The 11,852-nt window shown below is 70.7% G+C and carries 14 protein-coding genes; 11 read left to right on the top strand and 3 right to left on the bottom strand.

All coding sequences use genetic code 11. From position 1 onward, the window contains the following. The first annotated feature begins 39 nt into the window (after positions 1-39). The 4 genes from ABT304_RS04825 (at position 40) to ABT304_RS04810 (ending at position 4,172) form a co-directional block, all read left to right on the top strand. Positions 40-183: a hypothetical protein gene (locus ABT304_RS04825; RefSeq protein ID WP_350713580.1), complete on the top strand. Its 144-nt coding sequence runs from the start codon at positions 40-42 to the stop codon at positions 181-183. Position 184: 1 nt separating this feature from the next. After that, complete coding sequence (locus tag ABT304_RS04820; protein WP_350713579.1) at positions 185-1,675, top strand: aldehyde dehydrogenase family protein; 1,491 nt, start codon at positions 185-187, stop codon at positions 1,673-1,675. Further along, positions 1,672-2,778, top strand: coding sequence for an NAD(P)-dependent alcohol dehydrogenase (locus tag ABT304_RS04815; RefSeq protein ID WP_350713578.1), 1,107 nt, complete (start codon positions 1,672-1,674; stop codon positions 2,776-2,778). The genes ABT304_RS04820 and ABT304_RS04815 overlap by 4 nt, the downstream gene beginning before the upstream one ends. Positions 2,779-2,870: 92 nt before the next feature. Beyond that, positions 2,871-4,172 (top strand): MFS transporter, encoded by a 1,302-nt coding sequence (locus ABT304_RS04810; RefSeq protein WP_160026481.1) that lies wholly within the window; start codon positions 2,871-2,873, stop codon positions 4,170-4,172. Positions 4,173-4,233: 61 nt separating this feature from the next. Here ABT304_RS04810 and ABT304_RS04805 read toward each other — a convergent pair whose 3' ends face one another. Beyond that, complete coding sequence (locus ABT304_RS04805; protein ID WP_350713577.1) at positions 4,234-4,704, bottom strand: winged helix-turn-helix transcriptional regulator; 471 nt, start codon at positions 4,702-4,704, stop codon at positions 4,234-4,236. Between the two features lie 96 nt (positions 4,705-4,800). Between ABT304_RS04805 and ABT304_RS04800 the strand changes: the two genes are divergently transcribed. The 7 genes from ABT304_RS04800 (at position 4,801) to ABT304_RS04770 (ending at position 10,821) form a co-directional block, all read left to right on the top strand. Then, the gene (locus ABT304_RS04800) at positions 4,801-5,265 is read left to right on the top strand and encodes an SRPBCC family protein (RefSeq protein ID WP_350713576.1); all 465 of its coding nucleotides are present in this window, start codon (positions 4,801-4,803) and stop codon (positions 5,263-5,265) included. A gap of 128 nt (positions 5,266-5,393) precedes the next feature. Further along, on the top strand, positions 5,394-6,584 hold the full coding sequence (locus ABT304_RS04795; RefSeq protein WP_350713575.1) for a sensor histidine kinase: 1,191 nt from the start codon (positions 5,394-5,396) through the stop codon (positions 6,582-6,584). Further along, positions 6,581-7,243: a response regulator gene (locus tag ABT304_RS04790; RefSeq protein ID WP_350713574.1), complete on the top strand. Its 663-nt coding sequence runs from the start codon at positions 6,581-6,583 to the stop codon at positions 7,241-7,243. The genes ABT304_RS04795 and ABT304_RS04790 overlap by 4 nt, the downstream gene beginning before the upstream one ends. Before the next feature lie 102 nt (positions 7,244-7,345). After that, positions 7,346-8,173, top strand: coding sequence for an alpha/beta hydrolase (locus ABT304_RS04785; protein WP_350713573.1), 828 nt, complete (start codon positions 7,346-7,348; stop codon positions 8,171-8,173). Continuing rightward, positions 8,170-8,910: an ABC transporter ATP-binding protein gene (locus ABT304_RS04780; RefSeq protein ID WP_350713572.1), complete on the top strand. Its 741-nt coding sequence runs from the start codon at positions 8,170-8,172 to the stop codon at positions 8,908-8,910. The genes ABT304_RS04785 and ABT304_RS04780 overlap by 4 nt, the downstream gene beginning before the upstream one ends. A 25-nt stretch (positions 8,911-8,935) precedes the next feature. Further along, positions 8,936-9,754 carry an ABC transporter permease gene (locus ABT304_RS04775; protein WP_350713571.1) on the top strand — a complete coding sequence of 273 codons (819 nt, stop codon included), beginning with the start codon at positions 8,936-8,938 and terminating at the stop codon, positions 9,752-9,754. Between the two features lie 5 nt (positions 9,755-9,759). Further along, on the top strand, positions 9,760-10,821 hold the full coding sequence (locus ABT304_RS04770; RefSeq protein ID WP_350713570.1) for a fatty acid desaturase family protein: 1,062 nt from the start codon (positions 9,760-9,762) through the stop codon (positions 10,819-10,821). Positions 10,822-10,834: 13 nt separating this feature from the next. Here the strand turns inward: ABT304_RS04770 and ABT304_RS04765 are convergent, their stop codons facing one another. Next, positions 10,835-11,392, bottom strand: coding sequence for a cytochrome c oxidase subunit II (locus ABT304_RS04765; protein WP_350713569.1), 558 nt, complete (start codon positions 11,390-11,392; stop codon positions 10,835-10,837). A 45-nt stretch (positions 11,393-11,437) separates the two neighbouring features. Next, entirely contained in the window at positions 11,438-11,848 is a 411-nt protein-coding gene (locus ABT304_RS04760) for a hypothetical protein (RefSeq protein WP_350713568.1), read from the bottom strand. Between the last annotated feature and the right edge of the window lie 4 nt (positions 11,849-11,852).

Below are 11,852 nucleotides of genomic sequence, written 5' to 3'. Positions count from 1 at the left end.
AGGAATCCTGATAAACAGGAATCCTGAACGGAGCCCGCAATGACCCTCATTCCCGACGGCAGATGCCCGACCGGCCCACGGACGCACATGGGCCGGATCCTCGCCAGCACCCCCACCGGCCGCCCCAGGCCCGTCTACGACCCTCGGCCGGCGGTCGGGACACATCGCGGCAAGGGGCTCTGACATGCCCGCCACGTACGAGGACCAGCAGTTCTTCATCGGTGGCCGGCCGACAGACTCGGTGAGCGGCCGCCGGATGGACGTGACCGATCCCAGCACGGGCAAGGTGCTGACGAGCGTGCCCGCGGGCGACGCCGCCGACGTCGCCGGCGCGGTGGCCGCCGCCCGGGAGGCCTTCGACACCGGGCCCTGGCCCCGGATGAGCGGGCGTGACCGCGGCCGCGTCCTGCACCGTGTCGCGGACCTGATCCGCGAGCGGGCCGACGAGCTGGTCGAGGTCGAGAGCCGAGACGTCGGGAAGCCCGTGACCCTGGCCCGGCACGTCGATGTCGAGACAGTCGCCCAGCAGTACGAGTACTGCTCTGCGCTGGCGCAGACCCTCGACGGGTCCGTACGGGACACGCCCATCCCGGCCCTCGCCTACACCCGGCGCGAGCCGTTGGGCGTGGTCGGAGCCATCACGCCGTTCAACTTCCCGCTCATCCTGTCGAGCACCAAGATCGCGGCCGCGCTGGCGGCGGGCAACACCGTCGTGCACAAGCCGGCCGACGACACGCCGCTCAGTGCGCTGTTCATGGCTCGGCTCCTTGCCGATGCCGGGGTTCCCGACGGCGTGCTCAACGTGGTGACCGGGACCGGCCCGGAGGCCGGCGACGCATTGTTGCGCCATCCCGGAGTCGACAAGATCGCGTTCACCGGGTCGACGGCCGTGGGCCGCCGGGCTGCGAGCGTCGCGGGCGAGCACCTGAAGCCGGTCACCATGGAGCTCGGCGGAAACGGCGCGCACCTGGTCTTCGCCGACGCCGACATCGAGATCGCCGTGGGCGCCGTGATCAAGGCCTTCGTCTTCAACACCGGTCAGTTCTGCATGGCCGGGCCGCGGCTGCTCGTCGCCGCGGAGATCCACGACACGGTGGTCGGCATCCTCCGGCACGCCGTCCCGGGCGTACCTCTCGGTGACCCGCGCGACCCGGCGACGGTCATCGGCCCGATGGCCGGCGACCAGCACCGCAAGAAGGTCGAGGAGTACGTCGCCCTGGCGCGCCAGGAGGGCGGCCAGATCGTCACCGGCGGCGAGCGTCCGGCGCTCGGAGGCGACCTCGCCGACGGGTTCTACTACGCGCCGACGGTGATCACCGGCCTGCCCGCGGACTCACGCGTGGTCAACGAGGAGGTCTTCGGGCCGGTCCTCACGGTGCAGTCGTTCGCGGACGAGGACGAGGCCGTGGCGCTCGCCAACTCCACGGCGTACGGGCTGGCGGCGGGGCTGCACACCCGGGATCTCACGCGGGCGCACCGGGTCGCGGGCAGGCTCGACGCCGGGATCGTCTGGGTCAACGACTGGGCGATGCTCGATCCGGCGGTGCCGTTCGGCGGCGTCAAGCAGTCCGGCTTCGGCCGCGAGTACGGCCCGGAGGCGCTCGAGGCGTACACGAAGGTCCGATCCGTCGTCATCTCGCTGCCGCCCACGACCGCGACCGGGGAGCAGTCATGAGCATCACGACCCAGGCGGCGGTGGTCGAGTCCGCCGGCGCCCCGTTCACCATCGGAGACGTCGAGCTCGACGCGCTCCGCCCCGACGAGATCCTGGTCCGGATGGTCGCCGCCGGGCTCTGTCACACCGACCTCGGCGTGGCGAGCGGCGGACTGCCGTTCCCGCTCCCGGGCGTTCTCGGGCACGAGGGCGCCGGTGTCGTCGAGGAGGTCGGATCCGGCGTACGCAGCCTCGCGCCCGGCGACCAGGTGCTGCTGTCGTTCAGCTCCTGCGGGACCTGCGCCCAGTGCCGTGACGGCCATCCGGCGTACTGCGACGTCTGGCTTCCCGCCAACCTCATCGGAGGTGCGCGCCTGGACGGCGCCTCCCCGGTGAGCAGGGGCGGGAAGGCGATCGGCGGCCACTTCTTCGGGCAGTCCTCCTTCTCCCGGCTCGCGGTCGTCGACGAGCGCAGTGCCGTACGCGTCGATCCCGAGGCGGACCTGTCCCTGCTCGCCCCGCTCGGGTGCGGCGTGCAGACCGGTGTCGGCGCGGTCTGGAACGTGCTCGCCCCGCGCCCAGGGGCCTCGGTGGTGGTCCTCGGCGCGGGTGCGGTCGGGCTGTCCGCGGTGATGGCCGCACGCCTGACTCCGGCCACCCGGATCATCGCGGTGGACCGGGTGGCCGAGCGGCTCGGGCTGGCCCGCGAGCTGGGGGCGACCGACGTCATCGACGCCGGCCAGGTCGACGACCTGACCGCCGCGCTGATGGAGCTGACCGGAGGTGGTGCGGACGGCGTCGTGGAGACGACCGGCAACACCGGCGTGCTCCGCCAGGGCGTCGACGCCCTGCGAGCCCGGGGCACCGCGGTCATCGTCGGCGCACCGCCGTTCGGCACCGAGGTGGGGCTCGACGTGAACGCGATGCTGCCCGGCAAGCGGGTGACGGGCCTGACCCTTGGCGACGCCGAGACCCGCACGCTCATCCCCGCACTCGCGCGCCTGGTCGCCGACGGGCGGATGCCGCTGGACCGGTTGGTCCGGCGCTACCCGTTCGAGGAGATCCAGACGGCCGTCGCCGACATGGTCTCGGGCGCCACGGTGAAACCTGTGCTCACCTTCTAGCCCGGTCGTGGGGGCTCCTTGACAGGCGTGACGTACATCACCCAGAATCGACAGGAATCCTGATAAACAGGAATCCTGAATGGAGCCCCCACATGACCCTCACCTCCGGTGGTAGCACGACCGGTCCACGTACGCAGATGGGCCGGATCGTCGCCAGCAGCTTCACGGGCAGCTTGATCGAGTACTACGACTTCCTGCTCTACTCCACCGCCTCGGCCGTGGTCTTCAACGAGGTCTTCTTCTCCAACCTCGACCCCGTGACCGGCACGATCGCGTCCTTCGGCACCTTCGCCGCCGGCTATCTGGCGCGCCCGCTGGGCGGCGTGGTCTTCGGCCACTTCGGCGACCGGCTGGGCCGGAAGAAGATGCTGGTTCTGACGATGCTGATCATGGGTGTCGTCAGCTTCCTGATCGGGTGCCTGCCGACGTACGGCCAGATCGGTGCGGCCGCGCCGGTTCTCCTCGTCCTGCTCCGCGTCATCCAGGGTGTCGCGATCGGCGGCGAGTGGGGCGGCGCGGTGCTGATCACCGCCGAGCACGCCACCTCCCGCCGCGGGCTGTGGGCCTCGTTCACCAACGCCGGCGCCCCGGCCGGCATGGTCCTCTCGACCGCGGTGATGGCGCTGATGGCCACGGTCACCACGCCCGAGCAGTTCACCGCGTGGGGCTGGCGGGTGCCGTTCCTGCTGAGCATCGTCCTGCTCGCGGTCGGCCTGTGGATCCGCCTCAGCGTGACCGAGTCGCCCGCCTTCGAGGCGATGAAGGAGAAGAAGGCAGAGGCGCGTACGCCGCTGCTCGACGTCCTCCGCAACCACCCGCGTACGCTCCTGCTGGCCGTCGGCATCGGGCTCGGTGCCTTCGTCGTGCAGGGGACGCTGACCACCTTCCTGATCAGCTACGCCCTCGGGGCGGGCTTCGAGCGCCCGACGGTGCTCAACGCGCTCACGGTCTCCTCGGCCGGCGCGGTCATCGGCATCATCGGCTGGTCTGCGCTCACCGACCGGGTCGGCCGCCGGCCGGTGGTCCTCACCGCCGCCGTGGCGACCGCGGTCTTCGCCTACCTGCTCTTCCCGATGCTCGACAGCGGGTCGGTCGCGCTGCTCGTCCTGGCGGTCGTGCTCGGCCAGTCGGTCATCCATGCCGCCTTCTACGGCCCGCTCGCGGCGCTGATGAGCGAGGTCTTCAAGACCTCGTCGCGCTATACCGGAGCCTCGCTCGGCTACCAGCTCGCCGGCATGGGCGCGGGCCTCTCGCCGCTCCTCTTCGCCTCGCTGCAGAAGGCCGGCGCCAGCACCGTCATGCTCTCCACCGTCATTGCGGCGTTCTGTCTGCTGAGCGTGTTCTCCCTGGTCCGCCTCGGCGAGACCAGCGACCGAGAGCTCGTCGACGCCTGAGACCCCATGCAGCAGAGCCCGCCGTACGATTCGCGGCGGGCTCTGCTGTGCCATGGGGTGGTCATCGTTCTCGGATCGGTCGCCGGGCCGCCAGGTACTCGGCGGGCATGCCCGGCCCGGGTCGCACCACGACCTGGTCGGGCGGGACGTCTCCGTGCTGCTCGCACCGGGTCTCGACGTGGACGGGCTCACCGCAGTCGGCGTGCAGGTAGTCGATGGGTCGTCCGTCGGGCGCGAACCACGTGTCGCCCCACTCCGTGAGCGCGATCAGCGCCGGCCGCAGCCCCTGGGCCATCGCCGTCGGCCGGTAGTCGCCGCCGTCGTCGCGCGTCATCAGGCCGGCCTCGACGAGGGTCGCGAGGCGTGTCTTCAGGATGTTCGTGGAGATGCCGAGGTTGTGCTGGAAGTCGCCGTAGCGCGTGACCCCGGCGAAGATCGCGTCCCGCAGGATCAGCAGGGTCCAGCGCTCGCCCACGATCTCGAGGGAGCGGGCGATGGAGCAGATCTGGCCGTCGTACGTCTTTCCGAGCACGAGGACGACCCTAGCAAATCACTTGCATGATGAAAGTGTCTGTGTCTACGGTGGAACTTGCATGATGCAAGTCACATCGATTCCAAGGGGACAGCCATGAGCGACCTGACCGCAACCTTCACCGTCGACGCCACTCCTCAGGAGGCGTACGAGGCCATCAACGACGTACGTTCCTGGTGGGGGCACCACATCGCCGGACCCACCGACGAGGTCGGTGCCGAGTGGTTCTACCTGGTGCCGGACATCCACTTCTCCAAGCAGCGCGTGGCCGAGCTCGTCCCGGGGGAGCGCGTGGTGTGGGAGTTCACCGACGGCTACCTCGACTTCATCGCGGACAAGAAGGAGTGGATCGGCACGACCGGACGCTTCGACATCGCCCGCGAGGGTGACCAGACCCGCGTGACCTTCACCCACGAGGGACTCGCGCGCGGCGACGAGTGCTTCGACGTCTGCTACGACGCCTGGACCCACTACATCACCGTCAGCCTGAAGGGCCGGATCGAGTCCGGTGAGGGCACGATCCGGACGCAGGACGAGGACAAGGCCGCCGTGGGCCGGTGACGTCTCATCCGCTGGTGAGGAGTGGTCGATGTGGGCTCTCCGGAGGCCCTAGAGAGGGCCCATAGTGACCACTTCTCGAGCGGTCGATGCGCCGCCGGTCGTGCTCTCGTGCCTGGTATTACTTGAACATGTTGAAGACCTGGCCCGGTCGCGGTCGTCTGGCGTTGTACGTCGCCGCGACCGTGCTCGGGATCGTGGAGGCCGCGGTCCTGACCACCGACCCCTACGAAGTCGCGGGCGGGGTCGCTCTGCTCATCGGGGTCACGCACGCCGCCTCGATCCCGCTGGCGCTCCGGCGTCCGGTGGAGGCGGCGGGGCTCTCCTTGGTCGCGGTGACCGTGGCCGCGCTGGCGGTCGCGAGGTTGGGCGAGGAGGGGTGGCCGTGGATGATCCCGCCGCCGACGCTGACCCAGCTGTTGGTGCTGGTGGTGCTGACCCTGGTCGCCGGCTGGCGGCTGGCGGCGATCACCCTCGGCATCCAGGTCGCCATCGGGGTGGTCCTGTCGGTGGTCGGGATGGCCTGGAACGACCTCGTCCCGTCACTCATCGAGGTGGCCAACTACGCCTCGCTCGCGCTGCTGCTGGGTGCCCTGGCGACCGTCGCTCGACGGCTCTCCGAGTCGCGCAGCGCGTTGCGCGAGGAGCACGAGCGCCGCTCGGTGGTCGAGGAGAAGGCGCGCATCGCCCGTGAGCTGCACGACGTGATCGCCCACAACATGTCGCTGATCACCGTCCAGGCCAGATCGGCGCCACACCGGGTCGACGACGTCAGCCCGGCGGCCGAGGCCGAGTTCGCCGAGATCGCCGACCTGGCGGCCTCGGCGCTGCGGCAGATGCGCGGGGTGCTCGACGTGCTGCGTACCGAGGAGGGGCAGTCCGGCCGGGTCCCGGTGCCGGGCATCGACGGACTGGCCGATCTCTTCGAGTCTGCGCGCGGGACCGGGCAACGGGTCGAGGTGCGCGGTGCCCTTCCGGAGCTCACCGACGTCGCCCCGGAGGTCGGCACCGCGGCGTACCGGATCGTGCAGGAGGCGCTCAGCAACGCCCGCCGCCACGCTCCCAGCCAGGCGGTCGGCGTCGACCTGGCGTTGGGGGAGGAGGACCTCGAGATCCGGGTCGTCAACCCGCTCGACGGTGCCGCCCCCGCCACCGAGGCCACCGGAGGTGGTCATGGGCTGATCGGGATGCGCGAGCGCGCGAGCGCGGTGGGCGGCAGCCTCACTGCGGGAGCAGCCGACGGCGAGTTCGTCGTCGAGGCTCGGCTCCCGGCCCAAACCGCGGTGCGCACACCGGCCAAACGCGGTAGGAAGACCCCGTGACGGTGAAGATCGTGGTCGTCGACGACCAGGCGATGGTGCGCTCGGGTTTCGTGGCGCTGCTCAGCACCCAGCCCGACATCGAGGTGGTCGGCACCGCGGCCGACGGAGCCGAGGCGCTGCAGGTGGTGCGGCGTACGCATCCCGACGTGGTGCTGATGGACGTCCGGATGCCGGTGATGGACGGGATCGAGGCGCTCCGGCAGCTCTCCGAGAACCCGGCCACCGCGCAGACCAAGGTGGTCATGCTGACCACCTTCGACGCCGACGAGTACGTCCACGAGTCGCTGCGCCTCGGCGCCAGCGGCTTCCTTCTCAAGGACGCCTCGCCCGACGAGCTCGCCTCTGCGATCCGCGTCGTCCACGCCGGCGAGGCCCTGCTCTCGCCGTCGGTGACCCGGCAGGTGATCGCCCAGTTCGCCCGCGCCCCGCGACGCCGGAAGGCCGACCCGCGCCTCAAGCAGCTCACCGAGCGCGAGCGCGAGGTGCTCGAGAACATCGCCCGCGGCAGCTCCAACAGCGAGATCGCCGCCGAGCTCTTCCTGGCCGAGCAGACCGTGAAGACCCACGTCAGCCGCATCCTCGGCAAGCTCGGCCTGCGCGACCGCGCCCAGGCCGTCGTGTTCGCCTATGAGAGCGGCTTGGTCGCGCCACACGTCTAGCCCAGGTGAGCCCTCAGGGACATCCCGCACTACCCCGGTAGGGGGTCGAATGGCTCCCGGGAGTGACGTGCGGCGGCACACCTGATTCCTACCGTCACGGCCATGACAGTTGTGACGCCGCTCAGATACGGCCTCAACGAGGCCGACGGATCCATCGGACCCCGCCTGCTCGCCTGCGACCCGCCCGGAGGGGCGCGGGTCGTGGAGGTCTTCGGGGACGCCGCGACCGCCGACCACATCGCGGTCGTCGTGCCCGGCAACGGCCACCACCTCGGCAACTACTTCACCAGCACCGAGGCCCACAGTCCGCGCTCCCGTGGGCAGCTGCTGCTGCGTACGATGCAGGAGATCGCGCCCGAGAGCCGGTCGGCCGTCGTGGTCTGGCTGGGCTACCACTCGCCGCCGGAGTGGTACAACGCGATCACCAATACCCCGGCCTACGCCGGTGCGCAGGACCTGGCGAACCTGACCCACTACCTGCCGCGTGCCGCCCACCTCACCCTGGTCGGTCACAGCTACGGCTCGACCGTCGCCGGCCTCGCCCTGCCCTCCGCCCGCGCGGAGGACTACGTGGCGCTGGGCAGCGCGGGGATGGGGGCGGTGCGGCGCTCCGAGCTGGGCACCGGCACCCGGCTCTGGGCCGCGTACGGCGAGACGGACCGGATCCGGCTGGTCCCGCGGGTGCGGGTCGGTCGCCTCGGTCTCGGGCGCGGGCCGCTCGAGCTCGGCGCGACCCGCTTCGGCACCGGCGACATCCCCGGCCACTGCGGCTACTACGCCGAGGGCAGCGAGTCGCTGCTCAACATCGCCCGGATCTCGCTGGGCCGCCACGACGAGGTGACCCCGGCCGGCGTGGTCTCGACAAGCTCGACCACCGAACGCTGGACCGCCCGACGCACTCCCGCCAAGGACATGGAGGCAGCAGCATGATCACCGACGAACCCGCCATCTGGACCCAGGGGCTCCGCAAGAGCTACCCCGGCCGCGGCGCCGCCCTGGACGGCATCGACCTCGCCGTACCCGCCGGCACCGTCCACGGCCTGCTCGGCCCCAACGGCGCCGGCAAGACCACGACCGTACGCATCCTGGCCACCCTCGCGAGCTTCGACTCGGGCCAGGCCTGGGTCGCCGGCCGCAACGTCGCCCGTGACCGGGCGGGCGTGCGAGCACGCATCGGCATCGCCGGACAGTACGCCGCTGTCGACGGGATCCTGAGCGGTCGGCAGAACCTGGAGATGTTCGCCCGCCTGTACCGGATGCGGGCCAGGGAGGCGCGAGTCCGCGCCGATGAGCTGCTCGAGCGCTTCGACCTCGTCGAGGCCGCCGGCCGCCCGGTCCGGGGTTACTCCGGAGGCATGCGCAGGCGGCTCGACCTGGCGGTCAGCCTCATCCGCAGTCCTCGGGTGCTCTTCCTCGACGAGCCCACCACCGGCCTCGACCCGCGCAGCCGGCTCGAGGTCTGGGACGCGGTCCGCGAGTTGGCCGACTCCGGCACGACCGTGCTGCTGACCACCCAGTACCTGGAGGAGGCCGACCGGTTGTGTTCACGCATCACGATGGTCGACCGCGGCAGGGTCGTCGCCGAGGGGACGCCCGCCGAGCTCAAGTCCAGCGTCGGCGGCCGCGACCTCGACGAGGCGTTCCTGCTGATCACCGAGGGGGCTTGAGATGACTGTGTCCATTGATGGGGGTATGACCGAAACCGTCCACGGATCACGCATCACGTGGGCGATGGTCGATACCTGGGTGGTGGCCAAGCGCCACCTCCTCCATCTCGTACGCCGCCCCGACGAGCTCCTCGGCACGCTGATGATCCCGGTGATGGCCGTGGCCATGTTCGGCTTCGTCTTCGGCGAGGCCTTCGGGGTCGCGATGGACGTGCCGGGCGCGGAGTACCGCGAGTTCCTGCTCCCCGGCCTCTTCGCGCTCACCATGGCGTTCGGCATCGGCAACACGACGATCTCCGTCGCCGAGGACGTACGCGGCGGGGTGCTGGACCGGATGCGATCCCTCCCCATGTCGCCGGTCGCGGTGCTGGCCGGGCGCGCCCTGGCCGACGTGATCCTGGCCGTGGTCGAGCTGTCGATCCTGCTGGCGCTCGGGACCCTGTTCGGCTGGCAGGCCCATCTCGGGACCGGTGGGGTGATCGCCGCGCTCGGGCTCCTGGTCCTCCTCAGGATGGCCTTCTCCTGGGTCGGCATCCTGCTCGGCCTGCTGGTCAGCGGTCCCGAGGCGGCGATGAAGTACTTCGCCCTCGTCTTCCCGCTCGCCATGGTCGCCGACACGATCGTGCCGACCGACCTGATGCCGGGCTGGCTCGCCCTTCCCGCCGAGTGGAACCCGCTCTCCTCCACGGTCATCGCCACCCGCGAGCTGTTCGGCAACACGGCCGGCGCCGCCACGACCTGGGTCGGCGAGCACGCCCTGACCATGGCCGTCCTCTGGCCGGTCGCCATCATCGCGGTCTGCCTGCCGCTGGCCATGGCGCGGCTGCGCCGCCTGGGGCGGTGACCGCGATGACCACGCTCCCAACCCAGGCACATCGTCAGGTCAACGCCTACACCGAGCTGATGAGTCGCGTCCGGCAGGAGGGTCTCCTGGAGCGTAGGCCGAGGACGTACGCCCGGCGGGTCGTCCTCCTCGGCACCGGCTTCGCGCTCGCGCTGATCGCCCTGCTCACCCTCGGACAGACCTGGTGGCAGCTGCTGGTCGCGGCGGCCTTCGGGGTCCTGTTCACCCAGACGGCGTTCCTCTCCCACGACGGCGCCCACCGCCAGATCTTCGCCTCGGGCCCGAAGAACGAATGGGCCTCGCGCATCCTCGGCAACCTGGTCGTCGGGCTGAGCTACGGCTGGTGGATGCGCAAGCACACCCGCCACCACGCCAACCCGAACAAGGTCGACGCGGACGAGGACATCCGCCCCTCGGTGCTGCTGTTCACGCCCGAGGACGTCGAGCGACGTACAGGTCTCAAGCGGTGGCTCACCGCCCGCCAGGGATGGCTGTTCTTCCCGCTGCTGACCCTCGAGGGCATCAACCTCCATGTCGGCGCCGTCCGCACCGTGATCGGCGACCGAGACCTCAAGCATCGGCGTACGGAGGCAGTGCTCCTGGCGTTGCGGCTCATCGGCTGGCCGGTGCTGGTCTGCTCGGTGCTGGGCATCGGCCTCGGGGCGGCGTTCCTGGGCGTGCAGTTGGCCGTCTTCGGCGTCTACATGGGCGCCAGCTTCGCCCCCAATCACAAGGGCATGCCGCTGGTGCCGCGCGATACCCGGATCGACTTCCTCTCCCGCCAGGTCCTGACCTCCCGCAACATCCGCGGCGGCCGCTGGGTCGACTGGCTCATGGGCGGCCTCAACCTGCAGATCGAGCACCACCTCTTCCCCAGCATGCCGAGCAGCAGCCTCCGCCGCGCCCAGCCGCTGGTCCGTGCCTACTGCGCCGAGCACGGCGTCCCCTACACCGAGGCCGGTCTCCTGGAGTCGTACGCCATCGTCGTCCGCCATCTCAACCGCGTCGGCCTCGGCGACCGCGACCCCTTCGCCTGCCCGTTCGTCGTGGTCAACAGGACGGGCTGACCGGGCGGCGGGCCTACGGGGCCGGATCGGCGAGCACCGCTGCCCGGACCCGCCCGTGATCGGAGTAGTCCGCATCGGCCTCCACGGTGCCCGCGCCGCCGAGCTCCCTCTCCCACTCCTGGGTGAGGGACTCGGCCTCGCCCTCCTCGCGGGCTCGCCGGTCGAAGGTGACCCGGGTGACGTACCCGTCGTCGGACCAGACCAGCACCCCGTCGACCTCGGCCTCGAAGCGGTCGCCGTCGGGCAGCACGAGGTCGATCCGGTCGCTGTCGTAGTCGCGCATCCCCGGGAACTCCTCGTTGTCCTCGGGCAGGCTGGAGAGCTGGATCGGCTCGCGCAGGTCGAGCTCGATGGTGTCGGGGTCGCGGGTGACCTGGGCCCACACGACGAGCGTGGCGATGAAGAGCACCGGCACCGCGAGCACGCCGACGCCGGACCAGGCCAGCGGCTTCGGGTTGTTGCCCGACAGTCGTACCGCCCCGGCGGCCACGAGCAGGATCACCCCGATCGCCACGATGAACAGCAGGACAGCCCCGACGACGATGATCAGAACCGCCCCACCCGCACCCATGGCCTCAGTATCCCGCCCGCACGGTGCTCCGCACGCCCGAACGGTCTAGGAGACGGTCGCGACGACGCAGACGGCCAGGGTGGAGAAGTAGACGACGCCGGCGAACAGGGCGTGGAAGCTGACCCGCAGCGGCAGCCGGCCCTTGAACATCGAGCGGAGGGCGACCTTGTAGGCGTTGACCGTGGAGAGGTGGCTGCCGCCCATCCGCCGGGTACGCCACAGCAGCATGTTGTCGCCGAAGCCGTTGCCGATCGTGATGAGCAGGAGCGCTGCCCACGCCCAGAGGACCTGGTCGACCAGGACGTACGTCGTCCAGCAAGCGACTCCCAGGACGGAGAGCCCGACGTGGGTGAGCACGACCGGCGACCGGACGCGGCCATGCCGGAACCAGCCCGTCAGCAGCAGGACTCCGACCGCTGCCTGGACGAGCCACGCCACGAGGACGACGTACGACATGGTG

Origin of the sequence: Nocardioides sp. NPDC000445 (genome assembly GCF_040300245.1) — a bacterium.
GTDB lineage: Bacteria > Actinomycetota > Actinomycetes > Propionibacteriales > Nocardioidaceae > Nocardioides.
Note: the sequence above shows the minus strand (reverse complement) of the source record. Positions and strands in the feature narration are given on the sequence as shown.

Coding starts and splice junctions, on each gene's coding strand:
- ABT304_RS04770 (WP_350713570.1), top strand. CDS start 9,760: ATGACCACGCTCCCAACCCAGGCACATCGTCAGGTCAACGCCTACACC.
- ABT304_RS04775 (WP_350713571.1), top strand. CDS start 8,936: ATGACCGAAACCGTCCACGGATCACGCATCACGTGGGCGATGGTCGAT.
- ABT304_RS04820 (WP_350713579.1), top strand. CDS start 185: ATGCCCGCCACGTACGAGGACCAGCAGTTCTTCATCGGTGGCCGGCCG.
- ABT304_RS04780 (WP_350713572.1), top strand. CDS start 8,170: ATGATCACCGACGAACCCGCCATCTGGACCCAGGGGCTCCGCAAGAGC.
- ABT304_RS04785 (WP_350713573.1), top strand. CDS start 7,346: ATGACAGTTGTGACGCCGCTCAGATACGGCCTCAACGAGGCCGACGGA.
- ABT304_RS04795 (WP_350713575.1), top strand. CDS start 5,394: ATGTTGAAGACCTGGCCCGGTCGCGGTCGTCTGGCGTTGTACGTCGCC.
- ABT304_RS04815 (WP_350713578.1), top strand. CDS start 1,672: ATGAGCATCACGACCCAGGCGGCGGTGGTCGAGTCCGCCGGCGCCCCG.
- ABT304_RS04800 (WP_350713576.1), top strand. CDS start 4,801: ATGAGCGACCTGACCGCAACCTTCACCGTCGACGCCACTCCTCAGGAG.
- ABT304_RS04825 (WP_350713580.1), top strand. CDS start 40: ATGACCCTCATTCCCGACGGCAGATGCCCGACCGGCCCACGGACGCAC.
- ABT304_RS04810 (WP_160026481.1), top strand. CDS start 2,871: ATGACCCTCACCTCCGGTGGTAGCACGACCGGTCCACGTACGCAGATG.
- ABT304_RS04760 (WP_350713568.1), bottom strand. CDS start 11,848: ATGTCGTACGTCGTCCTCGTGGCGTGGCTCGTCCAGGCAGCGGTCGGA.
- ABT304_RS04765 (WP_350713569.1), bottom strand. CDS start 11,392: ATGGGTGCGGGTGGGGCGGTTCTGATCATCGTCGTCGGGGCTGTCCTG.